This window comes from Spirochaeta dissipatitropha (genome assembly GCF_054657935.1).
Window position 1 is genome coordinate 165404 of record NZ_BAAHXT010000003.1, and the last position, 25303, is coordinate 190706.

19 protein-coding genes are annotated in these 25303 nt (G+C 51.2%); 6 read left to right on the forward strand and 13 right to left on the reverse strand.

Annotated elements, in window-relative coordinates; all coding sequences use genetic code 11:
• Nucleotides 1-4 precede the first annotated feature (4 nt).
• Entirely contained in the window at nt 5-1978 is a 1974-nt protein-coding gene (locus ACYQ2L_RS04360) for a 7TM diverse intracellular signaling domain-containing protein (RefSeq protein WP_460051479.1), read from the forward strand.
• Here ACYQ2L_RS04360 and ACYQ2L_RS04365 read toward each other — a convergent pair.
• The 7 genes from ACYQ2L_RS04365 to ACYQ2L_RS04395 are packed head-to-tail and all read right to left on the reverse strand — an operon-like array spanning nt 1962 to nt 9741.
• Entirely contained in the window at nt 1962-2849 is an 888-nt protein-coding gene (locus ACYQ2L_RS04365) for an SPOR domain-containing protein (RefSeq protein ID WP_460051482.1), read from the reverse strand. The two genes, ACYQ2L_RS04360 and ACYQ2L_RS04365, sit on opposite strands and share 17 nt — an antisense overlap.
• Before the next feature lie 17 nt (nt 2850-2866).
• Nucleotides 2867-3439 (reverse strand): dephospho-CoA kinase, encoded by a 573-nt coding sequence (gene coaE, locus ACYQ2L_RS04370; RefSeq protein WP_460051484.1) that lies wholly within the window; start codon nt 3437-3439, stop codon nt 2867-2869.
• Nucleotides 3439-6207: a DNA polymerase I gene (gene polA, locus ACYQ2L_RS04375; RefSeq protein ID WP_460051487.1), complete on the reverse strand. Its 2769-nt coding sequence runs from the start codon at nt 6205-6207 to the stop codon at nt 3439-3441. Before polA ends, coaE begins: the two co-directional genes overlap by 1 nt.
• Nucleotides 6208-6225: 18 nt before the next feature.
• Nucleotides 6226-6681, reverse strand: coding sequence for a hypothetical protein (locus ACYQ2L_RS04380; RefSeq protein WP_460051489.1), 456 nt, complete (start codon nt 6679-6681; stop codon nt 6226-6228).
• Entirely contained in the window at nt 6681-7103 is a 423-nt protein-coding gene (gene fliS, locus ACYQ2L_RS04385; protein WP_460051497.1) for a flagellar export chaperone FliS, read from the reverse strand. The genes ACYQ2L_RS04380 and fliS overlap by 1 nt, the downstream gene beginning before the upstream one ends.
• Nucleotides 7104-7129: 26 nt before the next feature.
• Nucleotides 7130-9442: a polysaccharide deacetylase family protein gene (locus ACYQ2L_RS04390; RefSeq protein WP_460051499.1), complete on the reverse strand. Its 2313-nt coding sequence runs from the start codon at nt 9440-9442 to the stop codon at nt 7130-7132.
• 41 nt (nt 9443-9483) lie between these two features.
• Entirely contained in the window at nt 9484-9741 is a 258-nt protein-coding gene (locus ACYQ2L_RS04395; protein ID WP_460051501.1) for a hypothetical protein, read from the reverse strand.
• A 72-nt stretch (nt 9742-9813) separates the two neighbouring features.
• On the opposite strand from ACYQ2L_RS04395, the gene ACYQ2L_RS04400 reads away from it, so the two are divergent.
• A complete protein-coding gene (locus ACYQ2L_RS04400; protein WP_460051504.1) occupies nt 9814-10773 on the forward strand; it encodes an NAD(P)-dependent oxidoreductase in 960 nt (319 codons plus the stop codon).
• Nucleotides 10774-10806: 33 nt separating this feature from the next.
• Here the strand turns inward: ACYQ2L_RS04400 and ACYQ2L_RS04405 are convergent, their stop codons facing one another.
• Nucleotides 10807-12111, reverse strand: coding sequence for a PhoH family protein (locus tag ACYQ2L_RS04405; RefSeq protein WP_460051506.1), 1305 nt, complete (start codon nt 12109-12111; stop codon nt 10807-10809).
• 60 nt (nt 12112-12171) lie between these two features.
• On the opposite strand from ACYQ2L_RS04405, the gene ACYQ2L_RS04410 reads away from it, so the two are divergent.
• The 4 genes from ACYQ2L_RS04410 to ACYQ2L_RS04425 all read left to right on the forward strand — a co-directional run bounded on the left by ACYQ2L_RS04410 (nt 12172) and on the right by ACYQ2L_RS04425 (nt 18950).
• Nucleotides 12172-13848 (forward strand): DNA repair helicase XPB, encoded by a 1677-nt coding sequence (locus ACYQ2L_RS04410; protein ID WP_460051509.1) that lies wholly within the window; start codon nt 12172-12174, stop codon nt 13846-13848.
• Nucleotides 13849-13860: 12 nt separating this feature from the next.
• Entirely contained in the window at nt 13861-15879 is a 2019-nt protein-coding gene (locus tag ACYQ2L_RS04415) for a hypothetical protein (RefSeq protein ID WP_460051512.1), read from the forward strand.
• A gap of 67 nt (nt 15880-15946) precedes the next feature.
• Nucleotides 15947-17134 (forward strand): SpoIIE family protein phosphatase, encoded by a 1188-nt coding sequence (locus tag ACYQ2L_RS04420; RefSeq protein ID WP_460051514.1) that lies wholly within the window; start codon nt 15947-15949, stop codon nt 17132-17134.
• A complete protein-coding gene (locus tag ACYQ2L_RS04425) occupies nt 17118-18950 on the forward strand; it encodes a histidine kinase N-terminal 7TM domain-containing protein (protein WP_460051516.1) in 1833 nt (610 codons plus the stop codon). Before ACYQ2L_RS04420 ends, ACYQ2L_RS04425 begins: the two co-directional genes overlap by 17 nt.
• Here the strand turns inward: ACYQ2L_RS04425 and ACYQ2L_RS04430 are convergent.
• Genes ACYQ2L_RS04430 through ACYQ2L_RS04450 form a run of 5 tightly spaced genes read right to left on the reverse strand, consistent with a single transcriptional unit; the run spans nt 18898 to nt 25168 of the window.
• Entirely contained in the window at nt 18898-20163 is a 1266-nt protein-coding gene (locus tag ACYQ2L_RS04430) for an iron-containing alcohol dehydrogenase (protein WP_460051520.1), read from the reverse strand. The two genes, ACYQ2L_RS04425 and ACYQ2L_RS04430, sit on opposite strands and share 53 nt — an antisense overlap.
• A gap of 16 nt (nt 20164-20179) precedes the next feature.
• Entirely contained in the window at nt 20180-21232 is a 1053-nt protein-coding gene (locus ACYQ2L_RS04435; RefSeq protein WP_460051523.1) for a substrate-binding domain-containing protein, read from the reverse strand.
• Nucleotides 21233-21246: 14 nt separating this feature from the next.
• Nucleotides 21247-21942: an L-ribulose-5-phosphate 4-epimerase AraD gene (gene araD / locus ACYQ2L_RS04440; RefSeq protein WP_460051525.1), complete on the reverse strand. Its 696-nt coding sequence runs from the start codon at nt 21940-21942 to the stop codon at nt 21247-21249.
• Nucleotides 21943-21944: 2 nt separating this feature from the next.
• Nucleotides 21945-23453: an L-arabinose isomerase gene (gene araA, locus ACYQ2L_RS04445; RefSeq protein WP_460051527.1), complete on the reverse strand. Its 1509-nt coding sequence runs from the start codon at nt 23451-23453 to the stop codon at nt 21945-21947.
• Nucleotides 23454-23479: 26 nt separating this feature from the next.
• Nucleotides 23480-25168, reverse strand: a complete 1689-nt coding sequence (locus tag ACYQ2L_RS04450) for a ribulokinase (RefSeq protein WP_460051530.1) — start codon at nt 25166-25168, stop codon at nt 23480-23482.
• Between the last annotated feature and the right edge of the window lie 135 nt (nt 25169-25303).

The following is a 25303-nucleotide window of genomic DNA, read 5'->3' on the forward strand; positions in this document are numbered from 1 at the left end:
CTTCATGTTAATTTCATGCAGCTCCGCAGAAGCTCCGGAAGCAGTACAAGGCGTTCTGGACGCCGGCAGCTGGAACCCCCAGCAGGACGGTATGCTTGACCTGAGAGGTGAATGGGAAATGTACTGGATGGAATTCATTGAGCCCTCTGCAGAAATCAGAATGTCAGGCAATAGTATTACCTCCAGCGAGCCGGTATTTGTCTACCAACCTGCACTATGGAATACAGTTGATCATCCTGAAGGCCCGCTGCCAGCTGAGGGCTATGCCAGCTTTCGCCTGAGAGTGAAGTTGAATGAAACCTGGCCGGAAGTAATCGGAATACGAGTACTTGAGATGAGCACTTCTTTTGCCATGTATGTCAATGGTCAGCTGGTGAGCCGCGCAGGATCCCCGGGTACAGACAGAGAATCAACAAACCCGCAGCTTATTCCACAGACCAACAGTTATTACCGGGGAGGTGCAGAAGAGCTGGATATTGTTCTGCATGCAGCGAATTTCCTTGATCGTGAGGGTGGACGGAGACGGCCTGTTCTCATTGGCACAAACGAAAACGCGATGTATCTTCGTCACAGATCTATAGCTATAGAAAGCCTGATCGCTGGTGCCTTGCTGCTCATCAGCCTGTATCACCTCATTCTGTATCTGTCCCGTCGTGACCAGGTTCTCCCGCTCAGTTTTGCACTCGTTTGTGCCGTCTTCGCGGCCAGGGGAATGCTGGAGGGTGAACGGATAATGCTTGGAATTATGCAGTTTCCGTTTCTCCTGTACGCCAGAATCTGGTTCAGCAGCTATTATCTGATACCGCCGGCAGTCCTGTATTTCCTGCATAATCTATTTGAGGAAGAGGCGAAGCCTGCCGTTTTCCGTGTGTTCACCGCAGCCGGTCTTATTTTCACGCTCGTTACATTCCTGACAGATATGCCGTTTATCACTCATATGCTTGGATGGTATCACCCCATCACAATAGCAGCCCTGGCATACGGCAGCTGGCTGCTTGTACGGGCCATGAGGAAAGGACGCCCCGGCAGCACAACCTTTCTGATCAGTATAATGATACTCGGACTCGCCGGGCTGAATGATATGCTCTACAGCGAAAATATTATTGAATCCCTGTACCTCTCACCGGTTGGAATTCTGTCTTTTGTGTGTTTCCAGGCCTACTATATTGCCTCACGGTTTTCCTTTTCATTGAACCAGGTTCAGGAACTCAGCGCCAGACTGAAGGCATATTCAGGTGAGCTTGAGATTATGGCTGCTGACAGAACCAGAGAACTGCAGGAACGCACGCAGGAGCTTGAAGAAAGCATAAGCTATGCGCAGATGATACAAAAAGCGAATCTGCAGGAGGAGTCCGATCTGCAGAAAATTTTTACGAAGAGCTATCTGCTTCATTACACCAGCGATATAATCGGAGGGAATTTCTATCAGTTCAGCAGTATCGACAGCACCAGAAGCCTGGTAGTCGGAGACTCAGCAGTCAGCGGAGTTCCCGGAGCTATGATGGCAATGCAGACTCTAAGTCTGCTGCGTTCAGGCCTTGCTTACATGGACAATGCAGACACATTAACCAGACTCAAGGAAAGCCTTAACGAGGTGACCAGCCGCTTGCATACAGAGAGTAATCTGCTGGTCCTGGTCTTGAAGGACGCCGGAATCCAGGCCCTGGTTTCTGGTTGCGGATTGTTCCGGATATCCAACGGACAGGCAAAGGAAATCATACCGGCTGCAGACAAGACATGCATGTTTCAGGTTGAGGCAGGAGAATCGCTGTATCTATGTAACAGGGCTGCGATGCAGCATGCCCATAGCCTGCGGCCTGAGGCGGAAACTGCAAACGAGGCTTTTCTGAAGACAATATCCGAACTTGCACAGGATCATTTCGGCAACCACCGCCAGAAGCTGATTGAGCTGCTTGGATTGCGCAATGGAAAAGCTGCGGCCGACCTGACTATTATCGGCCTTAATTATATACAATAGAAATGTAGGACTCTCCGAAACTTCCCGAAGATAAACCAGCCAGTAACTGCTCGGCATCTCTGCGGTCAATATAGGGACCGACCCTGAGCCGATAGAATATCTGGCCCTCATGGTCAATCGTAGTCATAAGCGGATGCATGGAGGTTTCCTCATAGAATTTTTCCCTGGCTGCATCTGCGCCACCCCGGCTCCTGCCGGAGAAAATCTGAATCCAGAACTCCTGTTCTGCTCGGCTTGGGGCGGATGGCTGTCTGCCTGTTGTGGATCCGGAGGTTGACGGTCTTGCTGCGGTTGCAGCTGCAGTAGCAGTAGCTGTTGCTGTCGCAGTTGTGGTGGTAGATTTTGGTGCAGCAGCTGTGCTTTCTGCGGTTGTACGATCCCTGCTCGAAGCGGTCTGACTGACCCGGGCATCCTGCACCGGGGTTTCTGTGCTGATTCGATCGCTGGTATGATCCAGGGCCGCAGCAGGTTCATCGCTTTCCGGCATCTGTTCATAGGCAGCAGCATCTGCCGACACACCCGAAGGACGCTGTCTGGCAGCCCGGCTCAGGGAGTCATCGTCACGGATCCCAAAGACTATTGTTATCCCGTCTTCATGAAGCTCCTGCCTGATAGCCTGGTCCTGAGCTTTGTCCTGAGCCTGATCTCCAGGCTGATCAGCTTCGAGATCTTCACCGAAAGGAACCTCATTGATTGAAGGTCTTTGGCGCGCTTCCAGTTCGGCAAAGGGGTCAAAATCCATTGCGCGTGCCGCGAGGGCACTTTCCGCAGCCTGCTGGCGCGGATAGAACCAATACGTTCCAATTAATACTACACATGTCAAAAACAGAGCTACACCCAGTCCGGTGATTAATTGTCGATTTCGATCCATTTTTCCCTCTTCCTGATTCAGCGCGGCAGCCGGCGCTCGAGCGCTCGGTAGAAACTACAGCGGAACCCGCGGTTCGATACCCTTTGAATATCGGCTTCTGAGTCCCGGGCTTGAGAAACAATATGCTTCTGTGCCCTGTTCCTCGCAATAAAATCAGGAATTGATCTCCCGTCGCGTATTCTGGCACGCAGCCAGCGCTTGAGCAGGGGTGCGTCAATAATCAGCACCCTGTCACAGAGTTTATCCAGCCCCATAGTAAACAGCAGGGCTGCATCCAGGACAAAATCAGCTTCAGGTTTCGCTGAAATCCGGACACGGATTTCTTCAACCATCGCGGGGTGCAGCAGAGTCTCAAGCTGACGGCGCTTTTCCGGGTCTGAAAACACCATTCGGCCGAGCTCCTTGCGATTTACCGAGCCATCAGCATGAATAATTTCCTTTCCGAAAAGTTCAGCAGCCTCGGCAGAATGAGCTTCAAGCTGCCGGTGCCCCACCTGGTCGACATCAATATGCTGCCAGCCTTTACTTCTGAGGTAGGCTGAAGCACTGCTTTTCCCCGCACAGTACTTCCCGCTGAGACCGAGGACCATCAGTGCATGTCTCCCCAACTCTTTCCCCGTTCGATACTTACCTGCAGAGGAACACTGAGTTCCATAGCAGCAGGCATTTCCTCCGCCAGTATTGCCTCTATACGGTCAGCTTCCTCAAGTGGACACTCGAGTATCAATTCATCATGAACCTGCAGCAGCATACGGCTCTTGAGGCCCTCTTTCTGCAGCCTCTGGTCTACGCGGAGCATGGCAAGCTTGACTATATCGGCCGCCGTACCCTGTATGGGTGTATTAACAGCTACCCGCTCAGCCCCGCTTTTTTCCATCTTGTTCTTGCTGTTGATTGCCGGAAGAACCCTCTCATGTCCCATCAGTGTAGTTGTGTGGCCACTCTCCTCTGCCTTGTGAACGGTTTCCTGAATAAATCTCTGAATGGCTGGATAGGTAGCAAAATATGACTGTATGAAATGATCCGCCTCCTTCCTGGATATACCTAGATCCCGGCTCAATCTGAAAGCGGACATTCCATACATTACGCCAAAGTTGATGGTTTTAGCAATTCTCCGCTGCTCGGAACTTACCTCATCAGGACTTACTCCGAAGATCAGTGATCCGGTACTGCGGTGCACATCCTCACCACTGGTAAAGGCCGCCTTCAATCCGGGGTCGTCACTGAGATGAGCAAGTACCACCAGTTCTATCTGGGAGTAATCCGCACTGACAAAGACATGTCCATCTGCCGGCTTGAATGCCTCGCGGATTTTACGTCCCTCATCCTCACGGATAGGAATGTTCTGCAGATTGGGGTCCTTGCTGGACAGACGCCCGGTTGCAGTTCCTGTCTGATGGTAATGGGTGTGAAGCCTTCCTGTTTCAGGGTTTACCAGCTTCGGCAGACTGTCTACATAGGTCGATTTGAGTTTGGCCAGCTGACGGTACTGCAGGACGTGCTGCGGTACAGGATCCTCGGCTGCCAGTTCCTGAAGCACCGAAACATCGGTGGAATACCCTGATTTGGTTTTCTTGATCGGCTTGAGTTTCCTTTCTTCAAAAAGCACCTGCTGCAGCTGCTGCGTACTGTTGATATTGAATTCGTAGCCCACAAGTTCGTAGATATCTGCAGTGATCTGTTCAAGACGCTTTTCCAGCTCTGCGCCGAGCGCATCCAGATACGGAACATCGACGGAAATTCCCGCAAGCTCCATTTCAGCCAGAACACGGATCAATGGCAGTTCAAGCTCATAATACACTTTTTCCAGCTTCCGCTGTGCAAGCTGCTGCCGGAATACGGTGTAGAGACGCAGGGTAATATCTGCATCCTCAGCAGCATACTGCACTGCATTTTCCATAGCCACCTGGTCAAAACTGCTGTTTTTCGGCACTACATCGGAATATTTACTGGTGCTGTACTGCAGGTAACGCTCGGCAAGGGCATCCATACCGAAGCTGTTGGAAGATGCATCAAGGACCCAGGCTGCTGGCAGGGTATCGAATCCAATGGACCGGATTCGAAGTCCATGGCGCTGCAGCACCTTGTAATCATATTTTGCATTCTGGAAAACCAGGCAGATTGAGTCATCATCGAACAGGGGCTGTAGGGTCTCAACTACTGCATCCAGTGCCAGCACTGGTCCATCAGGCCCTTTCAGGGGGCAATAACAGCCGCTCCCGGGTTCTGAACTCATGGAAAATCCCACCAGGTTGGCTGTCATATCATCAAGAGAATCAGTCTCGGTATCGAAGGCGCAGACTCCTGCCTTACGGGCAGCCTGCACCTGCTCCTCAAGCTTCTTTATATTGTCTACGAGGATATAATCCCCCTGCTGCTGCTGACTGCCCGGTGTTTGTGCAGCTTCAGTTGTTTCGCTGACGGCTGGTGTAACGGGAGCAGATTCGCCGCTGACTGGATTTCCTGTTGCTGAATTTCCGGCAGCGGCAGCACGGTTGCGCAGCTCAGCGGCTATCGATCCGACTTCTGCATCCTCGAGTATTCCGGCAGCGGCGGCAAACCTGAGCTCGGGTACATGAAGCTCTTCAAGTGATAAGGGAAGCTCCATATCTTCTACAAGCCTGACAAGTTCACGGCTCATATAGGCATTCTCACGATCTTCTGCAAGTTTACTCCGCTGACTTTTCGAGCTGATTTTTTCTATATTGGCGTAGATATCATCCATATCCTGATAATCAGCAAGGAGAGCTGCAGCAGTTTTAGCACCAATGCCCTTTACCCCCGGAATGTTGTCGGCACTGTCACCGACCAGCGATAGATAATCAAGAATCTGCTCAGGTTTGACACCCCACGCATCGCGAACCTCTTCCCGGCCCATTTCTGTGAGGCCACCCTTCTCGGGTTTGAGAATTTTTACAGATCCTGCAACAAGCTGCAACAAATCCTTGTCCCCGGATACAACGTAACAGTTCATTCCGCAGTCTCTGGCCAGGCGTGCATAGCTTGCCATAATGTCATCGGCTTCATAGCCTTCAACCCGTATCTGGGGAACTCCGAGGGCATCCAGAAATGATTCGATCAGCGGTATCTGGGAAATCAGATCATCCGGAGTTTTATCTCTGGTCTGCTTGTAGGGGGGATACTGCTCATGCCGGAATGTAGGACCGATTGAATCCAGAGCAACTGCGAAATATCCAGGACTGTAACGCTGGAAGAGCTGAAGGATAGTCCTGGCAAAACCGAACAAGGCAGAGGTGTTTTCACCCCTGGAATTCCGGAGCGGGCTTCGAATGAAGGCGAAATATGATCGATAGATAACACTGTATCCATCCAGTATAAAGAGGCTTTCCTGATTCATGCCTCAATAATAGGGGTTTCAGCCGTGAATATCCAGCATCTGAGCGCTGCTTTGTCCGGCATATGGAGAGGTATAGCGCTTGGGAATCCGCAGATCAGTAATCTTTTTTCCGAGTAATTCGGCCTTTTCCACAAGTTTTACATGATTCTGTTCTGTCCGCCGCGCTATGCGCTCACGCAAACCCGTCAGATTCTGCTGCATATTCAGAATATCCGAAGGTAGCTGTCCGGCACCTGGCTGGCGGCGGTACATCTGCTCAAGAGGAGCAATCGTTTTCTGTGTTTCAATTAACTGTTCAAGAATCTCTGTCTCGAGAGAGAGCCTGGATTCCAGCCCTTCCAGGCTGTCTGCTTCCAGATGCTCGTATTGCGAATCCAGAACGTCGAGGTAGTCCTGAAAGCGGCTGCGCTGCTGTTCGAGCAGTTTCCTCAGCCGTCTTAGTATGGCTTCATGCTGTGATATATCGCCGCTCATCAGCCAGCTACGTTCACACCACCCATGGAGCTGCCGTCCTGGGCTTTTCCGGCGATTTCCGCCCATGCATCCCGCAGTGTACTCATCTGTCTGCGGAGCGGAATCAGTATTTCAGCATTCTTCTGAATATTAGCTTCGAGCAGCTGATGACTGAAATAGTTATACAGGCTGAAAAGATTTTTTGCGATCTCCCCGCCCTGCTCGAAATCAACTGAAACCATGAGTTCAGTTATACAGTCCTTCGCCTTGGTCAGCGCACTATTCACCTGATCGTATTGCAGGGTTTTCTGCTGCAGGATATCTATGGCAACATCCACCTGACGAATTGCTTCGTCATACAACATTACAATGAGCTTTCCACGACTGGCAGTCCGGACACGAGTCTCTTTATACGCGTTCAGTGCATTTCGGGAATATCCCATGCTCAGCCTCCCTTTCTTTCTCTCAATCATCGCACCCGGTCACGTAATGTCGACACGGGAACGAAACTGTAGCCTTTTTCTGTCAAAGAGTTAACCAGTATATCAAGATACTGGAACAAATAATCATCTCTTCCACCATCAATACGATCGGCGTGCGGAACACCAATACGCATTGCAATTATCGAACCGGGTTTTTTGAGGTCAACGATCCTCTCGACAAGCTCTGCACTCGGTCGATACATACTCTGTGTACCATCCTGCAACCCTTTTGCCACCCAGTCAAGGGCATCAACGTCACGGCCGATGTACTGATAATTCAATTCCTCGGCGGCTGAAAGCAGGGATGAACTGACATAATAATAGGGAGCATGCCAGAGCATAGAAAGCTCCCGGCCGGTCGCTTCAAAAAACAGATCCTCATTCAAGACCAGGCCTTGCTGAATAAAATCACTGGTTATCTGAAAACGCTCATCCGTCATATCAAAATAACTGTGAAACAGATTCCCGATTTCATGTCCGGCTTCAGCAATATCCCTGGCAGCTGCGGGGTTTCTGATTATAAAGTCACCGTTCAGGAAAAACGTTGCCTTGATCTCGAAGTCATTCAGTACCTGCAGAATTCGCAGCAAGCCCTCATCATTGTCTATGGCATTAAAAACCAGGGAAATCTCACGCCTTCTGATCCGTGAACCATGTGCAAACACACGCTGATCGACGGGATCATCCTGAGCCGGGAATTCTTCATAACGCTGTTCAGGCCTGGGAATCAAGCTACGTGTCTGCAGGCCCTGCGAATCTCTGAGCATTATCAGATTACGGTAGCGGCTGCTCTCCGGCTGATTCTCGGTATACACCCGGAAATTCCGGCTGGCCGTTCGAGGATCTGCAATCAGGAAATTTTCCCGCCTTCTCCATGTTCCGGTCTGTGGGTTCCACTCCCTGATTTCATCACCGCCGGCAACCAGCTGCTGCAGGCTGTGCACATCAAGGCCGATTGCAGCTGGCTGGGTAAAACCGGCCCAGCTCCTCTGCCCGCTGCTGACATCAATCAGCTCATAGATATATTTCCCGGCGATCAGGATCTCCCTGTCATTCAGCCACAATGCGTCATATGATCCGGGAGCAGAAAACTCGGATACAAGAGTCCAGTCACGATATCTGCGAAGCTGCACACTGTCCTTTGTTCTGATAATAATCCGATCCTGCCCTGGACTCAGACTGATTCCCAGAATGTCGTTCTGCTGGATAGCTGAAAAATTTGCATCGACAACCCTGAAGAGCCTGCTTGTGTTCTGTCCATTCTCGAGTGAGGATGCAGCAATAGTAATAATGTTATCAGCGGACCAGAGAACCTGATCGATACTGCTGCCGCGCGGTAGATACATATATGGCAGTGTAATTATTCCTGTACTGCGCCCTGAATCGGATTCTTTCAGATCGATAAAAAACAGATTTCTGCCGGCTTTGGAAAAAAGCAGCGAATCGCCATCCGGAGAAATATAAAACCGGTCAAAATTCGATTCAAAGACGAAAGGAAGCCTGCCGACAATCTCACCGATCGCCAGTACCTGCTGATAAATCGATCTGGTGAAAAGCTCACCAGGAAGCACACGATATACAATTGTTCCGCTCGCATAATACAGATGTCCCGATCTGCCCCACTGAACACTGAAAATAGATCCAGGACCAAGTAGTCGCAAATCAGAAGAAGGACTCCGGCCCCTCTCATGCTGAAGAAGTGAATAGTAATAGAGTTTCCCGTTCTCGCTATATATAAGAAGAGAGCTGTCTGGAGCCCAGCGCACCGGTGGATCGCCGAGGGTCAAAGGAACCCTTTCCGCCAGTACAACATTCCTGTCACGAGCTGTGTCATGCAGTATCAAGCGCCCGTGAGCCGGACTGACAGGATCAAGATAGGTAAAATAGCTGCCGTTGGGAGATGAAGAAACCGGCAGAACCTTGCCGGACTGAACCTGGGCGCCATGCACAAATGCCGGTAGAATTGTCTGTGGATGAATGCTGCCGTTAGCCGGATTCAGATAAAAAAGTCCGAAGCGGTTCTGAACCCGAACCATTCCGGCGGGACTGACTGAAGCGATATATTCGGGAAAGACACTGAGCTGCTGGATCCGGCCGCTCTGAAGATCGGCGGAAAAAGCAGTTCTGTACTCCCCCGTTGATGGAGCGCTGACTGTCGCGGAGAACAGAAGTCTGTCATCTTCTCCAGCATGCAGGTCAGAAAAAACGAGCTCTGCTGACAGGCCGGAAACACACAGAACCGCGAAGACAACGAGGAACAGCGCGCGGTAGTTCATTTTAAGAGCATTTGATACACCCATCTCATACATTATCGGTCCCCCGCTGCAAGGGCTTGAGCAGATTAAGAAGAAAATACACGGCAGGCTTCAGCCAACTCCCGGTCTATTCCATCCAGTATGAGCAGCATCTCGTCCAGCCGCTCAAGTGCATCCTGAACCTCTATGCAGCGGAAGGGCAGATCAAATACCTCGTGATAGCTGGGACCATGGCTGATCTCATGGGCATAGCCGCAGAAGGCACACGGTAGACCCGGCAAACCCGTCGATTCTCCACAACAGGGGCAATATTCATTCGGATCCTGATTTCCCGGTACTTCCATATCTATATATTCTACGGTGCTTATGCCCTGTCTGCAACTGCAGAAAATCTGATTTTTTGTTATATTTATTACATGAAACCTTCAGCAGTATTTCTTGACGCACTAACTATCGGTAATGACATTTCACTCCAGGAGCTTCACGACGTCAGTGAGATCGATATCTATGATCAGACGGATACAGAAGATGTCATACGTCTGTGCCACGGCAAAGCCGTTATTATAACCAACAAAATCATCTTTGACCGCAGCCTGCTGCATGAACTGTCAGACAAGCTGCGTCTGATCTGCCTGACTGCCACCGGCTACAATAATATCGATGTTGATGCCGCGACAGAACTGGGAATTCTTGTCTGTAACGTAAGGGACTACTCAACCGACAGTGTGGCCCAGCATACCTTCAATCTCTGCCTGAATCTGCTTCAGCAGACTGATTACTACCACAGATACATTGCAGAAGGTGAATACTCTCAAGCCCCGGTATTCACACATTTCGGCAGACCCTGGTTCGAACTATCCGGAAAAACCTGGGGAATTATCGGCATGGGGGCAATCGGGAAAAGAACTGCAGAAATTGCCTCAGCCTTTGGCTGCCGGATAATCTATTATTCCAGCAGCGGAATGGACCGCACTCCGGAGTACTGCCGCCATGATCTGCATGAGCTCCTTAAAGAATCCGATATTATTTCTATTCATGCACCGCTGACCGAAAAGACCAATGGTCTCATCGGTCTGAAAGAACTCAGGCTTATGCAGAAGGATTCACTGATTATAAACGTCGGCCGGGGTGGCATAATCAAGGAAAATGACCTGGCGGCAGCCCTGAGAGAAGGTATAATCCGGGGGGCTGCTGTAGATGTATTCACCAACGAACCCCTGGAACAGGAGTCCAGCCTCCTCGATGTCCCGGAAGGTCGCCTGCTCCTGAGTCCGCACATAGCCTGGGGCAGCACTGAAGCCAGACAGAGGGTCATCGCTGCGGTAGCCGGGAACATTCGTGCCTATGCTGCCGGGCATCCGGTTAACACTGTCTGAACTGCAATTTTCCCGAGGTCTGCCGGGAAAATTTCAGAGCAGCTCTGCTGCCAGTTCGGCCAGTCTGCTACGTTCGCTCTTGGTGAGCGTAACGTGACCAAACAGGTCCTGACCCTTGAAGGTCTCCACAAGATACGTAAGCCCGTTTGAACTTGAGTCCAGATACGGACTGTCAATCTGATAGGGATCTCCAGTGAGTACAACCTTGGAACCCTGTCCGGCCCTGCTCACAATGGTTTTCACCTCATGCGGAGAAAGATTCTGGGCCTCATCGATTATTATGTACTGTTCGGGCAGACTGCGCCCCCTGATGTATGAAAGCGCTTCGAGTTCAATGATCTTGTTATTGATCAGCTGGTCCGGTGTTTTGACATTTGGTTTCTTGTATACCCCAAGTATAAATTCAAGGTTGTCGAACAAGGGCTGCATCCAGTGGGACAGTTTCTCGTTCTTCGCTCCGGGCAGATAGCCAATGTCCTTCCCCATCGGGACGACCGGCCGGCTGACCAGCAGCCGCTGGTACTTCTTGTCCTCCATAACCATTTTCAAACCTGCAGCAAGTGCCAGTAGAGTCTTTCCGGTACCTGCCTTGCCGACAAGGGTGACGAGCTGTACTGAATCATCCATAAGAAGATCCAGGGCCATAAGCTGCTCCTCATTGAGCGGGCGGATCCCTGCGACCGACTGCATTTTATGATCAACAAAACACAGACACTGCTGATCCGGTCGATATCGGGAAATGGTATAATCTTCACTTCCATGCTCATGAAGGGCGATAAAATGATTCGGGATCAGCTGGTCGTTCCAGCTGAGAACTCCGTCCCGCTCGAGACTCTCCATGTTCTCGACACTGGTATCATGATAGCTGTAACCCGAGTACAGGGTGTCAATGTTGACTTTCTGTTTTTCATAGTCTACTGCACGGAGACCAAGTGCGGTCGCCTTGACCCTGGCATTAATATCCTTGGAAACAAAAAACACCTCGTTCCCCTGCTGCTGCAGCATATAGGCGGCCAGAATAATCTTGTTGTCATTCTTGTCCAGCTGGAGATCAGCCTGCACCTCACGGGCATGATCCAGTTCAACCCGAAGGATTGAACCGTTCTCCAGTTTAACACCTTCGCTGAGCCTTCCTCCCTTACTTGAACTCTCAAGAAAGCGGATAGCATGACGGGCATTTCGACCCCGTTCGTCACTGAAACTCTTGAGCTTGTCAAGTTCCTCGAGCACCCACAGCGGAATGACGATCTGACTGTCCCGGAAACTCATTATCGCATCCGGACGGTGAATAAACACATTCGTATCAATTACAAAAATCTTGGCTGTACGTTCACTCATAGCTATAGTATGATCCCCTTGCTTGCATCCTGCAAGCTATTTCCTGTATTCTGGATACTCATGAGCAAAGCAACTCCCTTAATTGTGCAGAGTGACGGATCTATTCTGCTTGATGTACACGATCCCGGTGCTGAAGACGCTCGCGCCGCCATTGCCAGCTTTACCGAGCTGGTTAAATCACCCGAACACATGCACACCTACCGCATCAGTCCCTTGAGCGTCTGGAACGGTGCATCTGCAGGATTGACCCTGGAGACAATGGAAAGTGATCTGCACCGCTTCAGCCGATTCACCATTCCCGAGAACGTGCTGTTTACTATCCGTGATCTATATCACCGCTATGGTCTTATAAGCATGGAGACAGCAGCTCCAGAAGCCGGTGAAAATATGCTGCTCCTACGAGTGCACAGTCCCCGGGTACTGGCAGAGCTCAAGGAAAACCGTGAACTCGCAAAACTGGCAATCCCGGATGAGGAGGGATTCCTGGTTCATCTCTACCGTCGGGGAACCGTAAAGCAACTTCTTATCCATGTCGGGTATCCCGTAGAAGACCTGGCCCCGCTCAACAAGGGTGACGACTATCATTTCTCACTCAGAACCACGAGTGCTTCCGGACGCCCATTCGAAGCCCGTGATTACCAGAAAGCCGCGGTAGAAAACTTCGCCGGCGATGGCCGGCCGGGAACAGGCTTCGGAACAGTTGTCCTGGCCTGCGGAGCCGGAAAAACAGTTGTCGGCATTCAGGCTATGTACAAGCTCCAGACCAGCACCCTTATTCTGACCACCAATATTGCCGCTGTTCATCAGTGGATTCGTGAGTTGCTGGACAAGACCGATATACCCCGGGAAGACATCGGCGAATATAGTGGGGAACGCAAGGAAATCAGATCGATTACCGTTGCTACCTATCAGATTCTTGTATGGCGGCCGGATGTAGATGCAGATTTTCCCCACTTCTCGATTTTCAGCAAGCGGAGCTGGGGTCTGATTATCTACGATGAAGTGCACCTGCTGCCTGCTCCTATGTTCAGGGTTACAGCAGAAATTCAGGCTGTACGCAGACTGGGACTCACCGCTACACTTGTGCGCGAGGATGGCCTGGAGGGAGATGTATTCAGTCTCGTCGGTCCCAAGCGCTATGATGTTCCCTGGAAAGAACTTGAAGCAAGGGGATGGATCGCTGCTGCAGAATGCATAGAAATCCGCCTCCCTCTTCCGCAGGATCTGCAGATACCCTACGCAATCGCTGACAAGCGTGCAAAATTCCGTATTGCCAGCGAAAACCCTCTCAAGATCGAGGCCGCCCGTCAGCTGATCGCGAAACACCCCGAGGACGCGATTCTTGTAATCGGACAGTATGTCAATCAGCTGAAAGAACTCGCAGAAGAACTGCAAGCGCCCTTGATTACCGGCAGCACACCGAATCAGAAAAGGGAGGAAATCTACCAGAGCTTCCGCGATGGAGAGGTTCGGGTAATTGTTGTCTCCAAGGTGGCAAACTTTGCGATTGACCTACCGGATGCATCCATGGCAATCCAGGTTTCCGGAACCTTCGGATCCCGCCAGGAAGAAGCCCAGCGGCTTGGCCGCATACTCAGGCCTAAAACCCGCAGCGCTTTTTTCTATTCACTGATCAGCAGATTCACTACAGAGGAGCAATTCAGTGCAAACAGACAGAAATTTCTCACCGAACAGGGCTACAAGTACCATATTGAACTCTATGACCCCGAAGTATAAGCTGTACATGTCATGAGCGAAGAGCTATTCAAAAGATACCTGATGTCCCTGCCCGACAGCGCATTTTTCGATATATACCGTACATACCTGGGCCCGGTATCCACCCCTTTCCGTAAACAGGAACTCTGCAGCGATCTGTGTAATTTCCTGCGACGTCCTGAGGTGCAGCAGCGCATAGTAGATCTCATAGACCAGGACGACAGCTACTGGCTCACGGTCATTGATATCTCTGCCAGCTTCTCTCCCGAGAGGGCCCAGCAGATTTTCCACGGCAGGCTCAGTCCAGTCGAAATCCATCAAAGAATGCTTAATCTGGAAGACCGGATGCTGATTGTAATAGATCCCGACAGTAAAAGTATTCAACTGAATCCAATACTCCGACCCCTGCTGCAGGAACATGCAGTCAACATGTCACGCATTCTTCCATTTGAACAGCTCACGGCTGCAGCTCCAGGCTGTCCCATGAATGAGGCTGCCTGGTTTACATTCTACTCCTTCTTCCGCCACCCCCAGCAGATTTTCAAGCAGAGTGGCGGAATCCGGAAAAAGGACATGGAATTGCTGGAGGGAATATTCTTCCAGTTTCCCGCCAAAGGAGTTCTCGGAACGGCTATAGAAAGCATTATTCATGCATTAGCCGCCATTGGATTACTTAGACCCGGGAATCAGGATTCTACTGCCTACATGTCCTCGCGCCCTGCCTGGGAGAAATTTCTCAAACTTCCCCGCAAACAGGCCCTGGCCTACCTTGCTGCGGGAATGATAGTACCGGAATCCCGCCAGCTCGAAGCTACTGCCAGGGGCTGCCATGCCTTTCTGTCCCTGCTGCAGCCCTCCAGCCGTTATCTGATCAAGGACCTTATCTCTGCCCTGCAGTTTTCTTTTACTGCATGCAACGGTCCTTCTGCAAGCTGGACAGCAGACACCTACAGAGCCCTGTGCAGCCTCGGAATTCTCTGGCCTGACGGTGAGGAGCATTGCATCAGTGCAGAGCTTTCATCAGTGATAGCTTCGGATAACCCGGTAGATATTGCAGCCGAGGAAGAATCTGTCATCGTTCAACCCTCCTTCGAGGTAACCATTACCCACAATGCCCCCATTGGCAAACTTCTCCCCCTGGCGAGCCTGCTGGAACCGAGACGCTGTGATATTTATCCCCAGTTCGAACTGACACGGGACCGATGCCTGCATGCCTTTATCCATGAACCCGAGGCCTTTGAACTCCTGTCCACGTACAGCAAGGGAAATCTACCGCAGAATGTCACCATGTCGCTGGAGCTCTGGGAGACAGAAGGCCGCAGTCTTTCTCTGTACTCGGGAACAATTCTCAAGGCTGATGAACAAAGGCGCCATATTATCGAACATCACCACAACATCTCACGCCTGATTCAGGAAATACTCGCCCCAGGTGTATATCTTATGCGCGGTAGTCAGCGTGAGGTGCAAGCCGCCTTCGCTGACGCCGGGCTCGGAAATATTCCCTCCCGCAGCAGAAGCCTGCCCGGCATAGAAACAGCGTATCATTTCCCGCTCCTGCCAGAGTCCGTTTTTCTCCACACTCAGAAGCAGAAACCGAGCAGCTCGAAGAGCCATATAACAGATACTCCAATAAAAAGCGGGAACCAAAGTCCGGGAATTGAGCTGATTCACGCTAAAATCACCGAGCAGGACTCCCGGGAGCTCATGGAGCACCTTCTGGAACAGAAGCTGATACTCCTCCCCGAACAGATCAGCAGCAGGCATCTGCCGAAAGAACGTAACGAGGCACGCGGGATTGACTACATGGGAAAAGTACGCCTGCTCGAGCGGATTCTTCGATCATCTTCTGATCTGGCAGAAACAACCGAGCGCGACCGAAACGGCAAACCGATCCGGAGACTCATCCGCCCCACAGCCCTGAAGCCGCGTGGAGCAGATCTCTTTGTCAGCGGTCTGCAGTTGCCTGGAGGTGAACCAATTCATCTGCAGGTACGCAAGCTCAGCCTCGTAAGAAAAGTCCGCTCGGGATTCAACTCAGCATCACATGATTAAAGGGTTATCAAGGTTTTTTTGATTCGGGTGCTATAGTTAACTATATTATACGATGAGGAGATGTAAAATGAACGAAACCATAATTTGTGTTGACGACGATGCGCCGGTCCTCAGGGCGATCGATCGTGATCTAGGTCCATGGCTCAGTCAGCAGAATATCAAGCTGCAAACCATAGACTCCCCGTCAAAGTGTCTCAGTTATCTGGAAGAGCATGCTGATGAAGTACTTCTTGTCGTATCCGATCTGAGAATGCCGGAAATGAAGGGAAGTCAGCTGCTGCAGTTTATTGCTGATCATTACCCCGACATCGGCCTGATCCTGCTGACAGCCTTTTCCGACATGGAAGATATTACCAAGGCAGCATCTACCCAGCTACAAGGGCTGATCCTGAAACCATGGGACAAGACCAAGCTTGAACTTGAACTGAACCGGGCACTGTGTCGTGTAAGGGAACGAAGAGACGAGAAAAAATTCAAGAGACAGATAGAGAATCAGCTTACGGCAGCCGGAGAATTCCAGAGCAAATTCTTTTCCACAGCCACTCCGGAATCACCCTTCTATACCTTCCAGGCCAGCAGCGCAGCTGCACCGGGAATATTTGTAAGCGGAGACCACTACCAGAGTCTGCAGCTGCCTGATGGTCGCCTTGCTGTGTTCGTATCGGATGTCAGTGGCCACGGAGTCAAGCCAGCTATGGCAGCCACGGTCTTCAAGATGAGCCTCGACAACCTTAAATCAAGAATTCTCAGTGCAGAATACAGCATAGAGGACTTTGTAAATCGACTGAACAAGGAGCTCTGTAAACGCTTCTCTGCCGTTCTGGATATTCTCATATCCTGCTCGGCTGTCCTGATCGATCCATCGACCATGACCATGCGTCTCAGCGGCGGAGGAAACCCGCCCATCTGCATTGTCCGTAAACATGAGTTGATTATGCTTCCCTTGCAGGCACCCGCCCTCGGCTTCCACGAGACAGTGATGTACGCTGCAGAGGAGTTTGAACTGCATGAGCATGACAGAATTGTTATTATGACTGACGGTGTTTATGACCGAGGCGCAAGCCACTCCGTCCCATGGACCCTGCTTGAAGAAATGTTTCTCCAGGCAGACGCTCACAAGGATTTTATCAGCCAGATTCACCGACTCCTGGGTGCAGAGGATCTCCTGGATGAGCTGAAGGGCAGCACTTTCAGCCGGGAGGATCTCACCATAGTCAGCATCAAGATGCATTCCAAACATGCCTTCCGCAATTGATTATCATCTTTTCCTGATTATTGCCCCCTTTGCCCTGGGCTCAACCCTGCTTGCCATAAGCTCGATCGCGCCTTACCGCAGCAAGCAGGTAGCAAGGTCGCTGATCTGGTATCTGCTGATGGTCAGTTTCTTCCTTGCTGCAAACACAGTAGAGTTGATTGCCAACACAGAAATAATCACAATATCCGCCGCCAAGGTCAGCCACATGTTTTTCCTTGGCTCAGGGCTGGCCTGGCTCGCCTTCGGATTCTGTTTTGCCGGTTTCCCTCACCTGGGCACATGGAAAACCCTCCGCTGGTTCACCATACTTCCGGTGATTATCGTAATCGTAATCTGGACCAACGAGTATCATCTTCAATTCTGGGTGAATGTTGGAGCAACCCGCATCGGCAATTACACAGTCTTACGTCCCGTGTACGGTCCATGGTTCTGGATCTACGGAATTTATCTGTACTTCTTACTGATCGGCGGTGTAGTACTCATGGTGAGCGTTACAGCGGCATCCAGACATGCAATCCAGCGGCAGACAGTACTGATTTCACTCGGGGCATTTATTCCAATTCTATTTAACCTTCTCTACGTCTTCCGCCTCCTTCCATCTATCCGCAAGGATTATACTCCGGTAGCCTTCGCATTGGCAGGAGTTCTCTTTTTCCTGGCGGTTCATCGCTACAGCCTTATGCGCATACTTCCGGTGAACAGGCATTTTATACTCGAGGATGTGCATTCCGCAGTGCTGGTTCTGGATGAATACGGCCATGTTCAGGATGTCAACAACTATGCACAGGTGCTGCTCGATATAGATCCGGTGCAGATTATTGACAGCCATATAAGCAGCTGCAGCACACTAAACGGTTTGCTTGAGTCAGTGCCGCTGAATGAACGGAGCAATTTCGAGACCAGCAGGGTAAAAAACACGGAATTACAGCATCTTGACATCTGGATACAGCCCCTGGTGGACAAGAACGGCAGACATGCAGGTACAACCGTAACCATACATGACGTCAGCTCCTGGAACCGCCTGCTGCAGGAACGTAATAATGCCATAAGCACTCTTCAGTCCGAGCGGATGCGTCTACTGGAACTACAGATAATGCTTCAGAAACAGGAACGACTATCGACAATAGGCCAACTGGCCGCAAATATGGCACATGAAATCAGCAATCCTCTCAGTTTTATTATCAGCGGTATCAAGCAGCTGGAGCTTCAGGAAGAAAGCAAGGATCAAGCCACCACCGATATTTATTCCGATATACATGAAGGTCTGGAGCGGATATCGGCCAGCATTCAGTCATTGCTTCATTATTCCAGAGGCATGCATACTGCAAAAGAATTTAACAAGACCGTTCTTGCCGATATCGTCAGAAAAAGTGCAGCTCTTACCAGTCCTGCAATCGGACGCGTACACATGGAAATACAGGTACCTCCGGAAATTGAACTGTACTGCATTGAAAGCGAACTGAGCCAGGTATTGGTAAATCTACTTCTGAATGCAGCACATGCTATAGAAAAATCTGACTATGCATCCGATACTCATCCCTGGATCAGAATCAGTGCCTGGAAACAAGAAGGCACCATTTTCTGCAGCGTCAGCGATAGCGGAACAGGAATCCCTGAAGAGGACCGTGAAAAAATATTCGAAGCCTTCTACAGCAGCAAAAAAGCCGGAGAGGGCACCGGCCTGGGTCTGAGCATCTCCCGGCACATAGTCCAGAATCATCACAAGGGAAAACTGTATCTTGCCGGCTGTCAGCCTACAGAGTTTATTCTTGAGATTCCGGAGGATCACCATACTCCTTCAAGAGCTTTGAGCTGATCCCTTCCAGCTGACCGGTTACCTCAAGCAGGACTGCAATGGTAAATCGGTCTCTGATTTCGAAACCGCTTCTGACGGCGGCATATATCCAGTCATTCGGTATCCCGGCGAGATCATCACGCTGCCAGATCCCGCTGCTCTCCAGATATTCCGGTATCCGCTGTAAGGTCTCAAGATGTTTGCCGATAAGATCATGCACCTCGGCTGCTTTCTTCTGCAATGTAATGGTATCCAGCACATCGGTATTCCTGCGCTGTCTGAGAATCTGTAGAACTGAATCCGAGCGTTCACCATAGTACCTGCGAATCCGGTCCTCCCTTCCCTGCCAGTCATGCTCAACTGCCAGCTTTGACAGATCCATGCGATACAGTTCCTCATACATTTTTCCGGAAAACCAGAGACCTAAGGCGACCTTGATCCCATGCGGCGGCAGGCTGCGTTCATGCATCTCGCCACACATTTCAAGATAATGTGAAATATGGTGTTCCGAGCCCGAAGCCGGCCGTGATGAACCAGCGAGATACATTGCGGTCCCTGAGCCGATAAGACCTCGGGCAAGAGCCTCGATACAATCTGAACTGCAGCCAGAAATATCCACCGTAAGGCAGAGCATGTTATCCAACTGTGACTGCATGAGAATCAGTGAATCATTGTTGATTGGCTCTCCGGTCAGGAGAGCCGAGAGCTTCCAGTCCAGTAAGGAGGTGATTTTCCCGATCATATCCCCGAATCCAGCCTGTATCATCCCGAATGGGGCAGCCTTCAATACTGAGATATCAGCACACACAAGATCGGGAATAACAGCCGGAAAGGTCTGTTTAACGCCATGTATGGTTATGGGAGAAACATGCGAGGCGTAGCCGTCCATTGAAGGTGCTGTGGCAATTACAAAGTAGGGCAAATTCATCCTGAATGCAGCATAGCGGCATAGATCGTTTATGGTACCTGAACCACAGGCAGCAATGACCGAATGATTGTCGAGTTTGCTCAGAAGCAGCAGGAAGTTGTCGGCATCAGCCTGCACCTTCCCACCAAGATCGATCCTGTGCACCCTGATTCCACTGGAGGCAAGCAGCGATTCGGCTCTTTGCCCTGCAGCAGACCGGGTATTTGCATCGGATACCAGACAGATTTCCCTCCCGGGATACAGCCGGGCAAGCTCAGCCGGCAGCAGTTCCAGTGCATTTTCGTCAATCAACAGTTTCATATTCATGAAGACCTCCGATTATTCAGGAGTCACTCAGATTCTCCAGGGCGACAATATCGATCGGCATGACGACGCGATGAGGGATTTCCTTGCGGAGTATCGAAGATCGATAGAGATTCCCGAGGGCTGCGGCAGCCTGTTCTTCGGGGCGCTGAGAAATGAGATAATCGATCTCACCGTTCCGGACTCCTGCCAGATTCTCGGGAATGGCGTCATAGCCGACAATGTGAAGCTCGAGATTCTCAATACCGATTGAATCTGCACTGTAGGCATGGGTCATGGCATTCGGCACGAATACTCCTGCCAATGACAGGGCATGGTCCTGTATTCTTTTACGGATCGGGCCGGCATCTCCATCCTCACCTTCGACTGCCTGAACCTGGATAGCCCGCTCTTCAAGATACGAGAGGAAGCCCGATAAGCGCTGCTTGAGATGATAGTCGCTGCCGCTGATATCTGCTGCAAATAAGCTGAAGGGCCTGTTTCCGTTCCGGGCGACAGCTTCATACATTGACTGCAGCAGCAGACGTGCCGCCAGACGTCCCGAGGCATAGCCATCCTGACTGACACAGCAGGAAAAATCAGCATCCGGAATATCGGAGTCAAAAAGGACAATATTCTTTCCAAGGCAGCCTTGCTGCAGCACCTGGGTAAAAAAATCAGCCAGAACCGGGGCAATCAGATAACCCTCAGCCCCTGAATCGGCTGCCTCTCGTACTGCTGCCTCAGCAGACACAGGCGAATGCCTGTCAAAGTGGAAGTAATTGACTGCTACATTATACAGTCTCAGATCGGCGGCCGTCTGTTCCAGCCCTTTCCTGCAGAGTTCCCAGTAGCCGGAATCCTGTTCCGGGAGCGGCATGATAATCCCGAGGGAAGATGATCTGCTTTTACTCAGGCGGGAAGCAAAAACAGCGGGTTCATATCCGGTCTTTTCGATTGCCTCCCTGATTCTGGCTTCGGTTTCCGGCAGAACTCTGCCTCGATTATGCAGCACCCGATCAACGGTGCCGATGGATACGCCAGCCATTCTGGCAATATCCTTGATTGTTACTGGCTGATCGGATGTGCTCATAATCCCCCTCTTCTTTATTGTCCGTAGTAGGCATCAGGCCCGTGTTTGCGCTGGAAATGCTTTTCAGTATAGTAGCGCGGAAGCCCTCTGGCCGCAACAAGGCTCTCGGTCATCCAGGCCATCTGTGCGATCTGTTCCAGGACAGCTGCATGATACAGGGCTTTGGCGGCTGTCTTACCCCAGGCAAAGGGACCGTGCCCCTCAATAAGAACCATGGGACAGAACTCTGCCCGTATACCCCGCTGCTTGAAGCAGTTGGTAATCTGTCTGCCGGTTTCAAGCTCGTAGTTCCCCTCTACTTCTGCAGCACTCATAAGGCTGGCACAGGGAATATCCATTGCAAGGTGATCGGCATGAGTGGTGCCGTACACGGGAATATCACGCCCGGCCTGGGCCCAGGATGTTGCATATGTAGAATGGGTATGAATAATTCCGCCGATTTCCTTCCAGGATCTGTATAGATGCAGATGTGTAGGCGTATCGCTGGACGGCCGCAGTTTCCCCTCTATGGTCTCACCCTCAAGTGAAAGAACCACCATGTCTTCTGCTTTGAGATCCTCATACGGCACTCCGCTGGGCTTTATTGCCACTGCGCCCAAGCCTCGGTCTATTACCGAGACATTGCCGAAGGTAAAAATCGCCAGCTGGTGAGCGGGGATACCCATGTTTGCTTCGTAGGCTTCTTCCTTGATCGCTGTATATACGCTCATAATCACCCCAGCTTTGCAGCAAGACGACTCAGAAGGATTTCCTGTTTCAGGCTTTCAGTACTGCTGCCCTTTCCGATCCGTATGAGTTCAATGCCTGCCATTTCAGCGAAGTCAGCAATATGTCCGGCATGCACAGCCGTACTGAATGCGGTATGATGTGCTCCGCCGGCAAGTATCCAGCCCTCAAGACCGGTCTTGAAGTCAGGCAGTGGTTTCCAGAGTACCCTGGCCACCGGCAGATTTGGCATGCTCTGCTCAGGCTTGTAGGCCTCAACCTCGTTCACAATAAGGCGCAGACGGTCACCCATATCGACCAGAGATACATTTATTGCAGCACCGCCCTCTCCATCGAAGACCAGACGTGCCGGATCAGCCTTGCCTCCGATTCCAAGAGGGTGCACCTCGAGTGATGGTTTCTTTCCTGCCGCTGCTATGCTCGGGCAGATTTCAAGCATGTGGGCACCAAGAACCAGGGAGTTTTCAGGATCCATATGATAGGTATAGTCTTCCATGAAGCTTGTCCCGCCTGCTAATCCGGCAGCCATTACCTTGACTATGCGCACCAGAGCTGCGTGTTTCCAGTCTCCTTCCGCCCCGAAACCATAGCCGTCAGCCATTAAACGCTGTACGGCAAGTCCCGGGAGCTGAGGTAAACCGTAGAGATCCTCGAAGGTAGTTGTGAAAGCCTTGTAGCCCCCGGCGTCCAGGAAGGAACGCAGCCCGAGTTCAATCCTGGCCTGCTCTTCGACGGCCTTCATTTTTTCCGGACTGGAAAGCACATCCTGACTGAAGGAGTAGAGCTTTTTATATTCCTCTACCAGCTGTGAAATCTCATTCTGATTGATTTTATCACAGGCGCTGACCAGATCCCCGATTCCATATCCATCGACCTGTACACCAAGCGCGATCTCGAGTTCTACCTTGTCACCTTCGGTCACCGCGACCTTCCGCATGTTGTCGCCGAAGCGGGCGACCCGGAGATGTGCGGCTTCATCCAGGGCAAGGGCGGCCCGCATCCAGGCTCCTATTTCTGACTGAACAGTTTTATCCTGCCAATACCCGGCAACAACCCTGCGCTTGAGATTCATTCGGGCGTTGATGTGCCCGAATTCACGGTCTCCATGCGCACTCTGGTTCAGATTCATGAAATCCATGTCTATGGAATCCCAGGGAATATCCCGGCTGAACTGGGTATGCAGGTGCAGCAGCCGCTTGTTCAGAATTGACAGACCGCGAATCCACATCTTGGACGGTGAAAAGGTGTGCATCCAGGTAATAATCCCGATGCAGCTGTCGGCAGCATTCGCCTCCCTGATTGTCCCCGCAATACCGGCACTGCTCAAAACCACCGGTTTCCATACAAGTTTGACCGGCAGCCCGGCCGAGGCATTCAAGCCATCTGCTATTTTACCGGACTGCTGGGCTACCTGTTTCAGGGTTTCCTCGCCATAGAGGTCCTGACTGCCGGTAATAAACCATATCTCTTTTTCCTTGAATATTTCTGTGTTCATGTTCATTTCTCCTTCTTTCGTTTTGTTCAATCCCGATCCCTTGACCTGAATTCTGAATAGCGCTCTTCAAACTCTCCGAATGCCTGATACTGCTGATAGATTTCATCATACAGGGTGGCGTTCACCGGGTTCGGCTCATAAATCCTGTGCACGCCAGCTGACATTGCCCTCTGTGCCGCTTCCACGTTCGGGTATACACCGGCTGCCGCAGCAGCGAACATTGCTGCTCCCAGAGCACCAGCCTGCTCTGCGGCACTGACAGAAATCTGCATGTTCACAATATCTGCAAGGGTCTGCATTACGAATTCCGACTTCAGGGATACACCGCCCAGAGCGATAAGGGAACGCACCTCCAGTCCCTGAGAGCGGAAGCGCTCGACAATTGCCCGCGCCCCAAAGGCTGTTGCTTCAACCAGAGCTCTATACATCCTCGGGGCATCGGTTCCAAGATTCAGACCGGCAAAACCACCACGCAGAAGCTGATCAGCATCTGGTGTGCGGCGGCCGTTCAGCCAATCCAGGGCCAGCACTCCGCTTTCCCCGGGTTTGATATCCCGACATCGCGCTTCAAGTCCGGGAAGAATTGCGTCATTCAGGAAGGCTTCGAGTTTCGATGTATCGGAAACCCCATGTTCAGCTGCTGCAGATTCCTCAATCAGTGAAAGCGGCCACATCAATGTTTTTTTAAGCCATGCATAGGCGTCGCCAAATGCCGACTGCCCTGCCTCATACCCGGTTTTACCAGGGATAACCGAACCCTTAACCTGACCGCATATTCCTACAACTACATCATTAGATGATTCATCCGGCCCCAGGTACACATCGCAGGTACTGGTACCGATTACCTTGGCAAGCTGATACGGACCAATTCCGGCCCCGACGGCACCCATATGAGCATCAAAAGCACCTACTCCGACCACACAGTCCCTGGTCAAACCTAGCCGCTCAGCCCATTGTGCCGACAAGGCACCTGCAGATACATCACTGGTGTGAGTCTCTGTCCCGAGAGAAGAACGAATTTCAACAAGTTTGGGATCAAGCTGCTTGAAGAATGTTTCTTCTGGGTATCCTCCGAACTCTTCATTCCATAGCACCTTGTGCCCGGCAGCACAACGGCTTCTCATTATATTGCCGGCCCCGATAGTTCCGGTGAGCAGCGCAGGGATCCAGTCACAATGCTCAATCATGCTTGCTGCGGCATTCCTGACCTCTGGATTATTTCTGATTACATGCAGGGCTTTCGCCCAGTACCATTCCGAGCTGTAGATACCGCCCACATAAGCAACAGGATTTTGCCCGGGCCAACTTGCGGCCAGCTTATTGATTTCCGCTGCTTCACGGACGCTGGTATGATCCTTCCAGAGTATAAACATGGCATCGGGGTCTTCCGCGAAATCATTCTTCAGTGCAAGCGGCAGTCCGTCAGCATCGCAGAATATCGGTGTAGAACCAGTGGTATCAACGGCAATCCCCTTTACATCTCCAGGCTTGCATTGCGGGCATGCAGCAAGTGTTTGCCGGATTACCGCCTCGAGTGTCTCGATATAATCCAGTGGATGCTGTCTGAATCGGCTGCTGTGAGGATCACAGTACAGTCCCTGTTTCCAGCGAGGATAATACTCGACTGCCTGGGACATGGTTTTACCGTTCCCTGTATCCACTAGCACTGCACGTACAGAGTCGGTACCAAAATCAAGACCAATCACATAATTCACTGATTTACCCTCCTGTGTGTACGTTAACACACATCATTGCAGCTGTCCACAAAATATGTGTACGCACACGCGTTTAAGCTCGAAATAGCACTATGATTCTACATGCAAGATTGCAATAGCCTGGATTTTGAGGTA

Excerpts from the sequence above, each read along its gene's own strand:
- ACYQ2L_RS04425 (WP_460051516.1), top strand. The coding sequence starts at position 17,118 with ATGCCTTCCGCAATTGATTATCATCTTTTCCTGATTATTGCCCCCTTT.
- araD (WP_460051525.1), bottom strand. The coding sequence starts at position 21,942 with ATGAGCGTATATACAGCGATCAAGGAAGAAGCCTACGAAGCAAACATG.
- ACYQ2L_RS04420 (WP_460051514.1), top strand. The coding sequence starts at position 15,947 with ATGAACGAAACCATAATTTGTGTTGACGACGATGCGCCGGTCCTCAGG.
- ACYQ2L_RS04415 (WP_460051512.1), top strand. The coding sequence starts at position 13,861 with ATGAGCGAAGAGCTATTCAAAAGATACCTGATGTCCCTGCCCGACAGC.
- ACYQ2L_RS04360 (WP_460051479.1), top strand. The coding sequence starts at position 5 with ATGTTAATTTCATGCAGCTCCGCAGAAGCTCCGGAAGCAGTACAAGGC.
- ACYQ2L_RS04400 (WP_460051504.1), top strand. The coding sequence starts at position 9,814 with ATGAAACCTTCAGCAGTATTTCTTGACGCACTAACTATCGGTAATGAC.
- coaE (WP_460051484.1), bottom strand. The coding sequence starts at position 3,439 with ATGGTCCTCGGTCTCAGCGGGAAGTACTGTGCGGGGAAAAGCAGTGCT.
- fliS (WP_460051497.1), bottom strand. The coding sequence starts at position 7,103 with ATGGGATATTCCCGAAATGCACTGAACGCGTATAAAGAGACTCGTGTC.
- ACYQ2L_RS04395 (WP_460051501.1), bottom strand. The coding sequence starts at position 9,741 with ATGGAAGTACCGGGAAATCAGGATCCGAATGAATATTGCCCCTGTTGT.
- ACYQ2L_RS04365 (WP_460051482.1), bottom strand. The coding sequence starts at position 2,849 with ATGGATCGAAATCGACAATTAATCACCGGACTGGGTGTAGCTCTGTTT.
- ACYQ2L_RS04405 (WP_460051506.1), bottom strand. The coding sequence starts at position 12,111 with ATGAGTGAACGTACAGCCAAGATTTTTGTAATTGATACGAATGTGTTT.
- polA (WP_460051487.1), bottom strand. The coding sequence starts at position 6,207 with ATGAATCAGGAAAGCCTCTTTATACTGGATGGATACAGTGTTATCTAT.
- ACYQ2L_RS04410 (WP_460051509.1), top strand. The coding sequence starts at position 12,172 with ATGAGCAAAGCAACTCCCTTAATTGTGCAGAGTGACGGATCTATTCTG.
- araA (WP_460051527.1), bottom strand. The coding sequence starts at position 23,453 with ATGAACACAGAAATATTCAAGGAAAAAGAGATATGGTTTATTACCGGC.
- ACYQ2L_RS04435 (WP_460051523.1), bottom strand. The coding sequence starts at position 21,232 with ATGAGCACATCCGATCAGCCAGTAACAATCAAGGATATTGCCAGAATG.
- ACYQ2L_RS04430 (WP_460051520.1), bottom strand. The coding sequence starts at position 20,163 with ATGAATATGAAACTGTTGATTGACGAAAATGCACTGGAACTGCTGCCG.
- ACYQ2L_RS04390 (WP_460051499.1), bottom strand. The coding sequence starts at position 9,442 with ATGGGTGTATCAAATGCTCTTAAAATGAACTACCGCGCGCTGTTCCTC.
- ACYQ2L_RS04380 (WP_460051489.1), bottom strand. The coding sequence starts at position 6,681 with ATGAGCGGCGATATATCACAGCATGAAGCCATACTAAGACGGCTGAGG.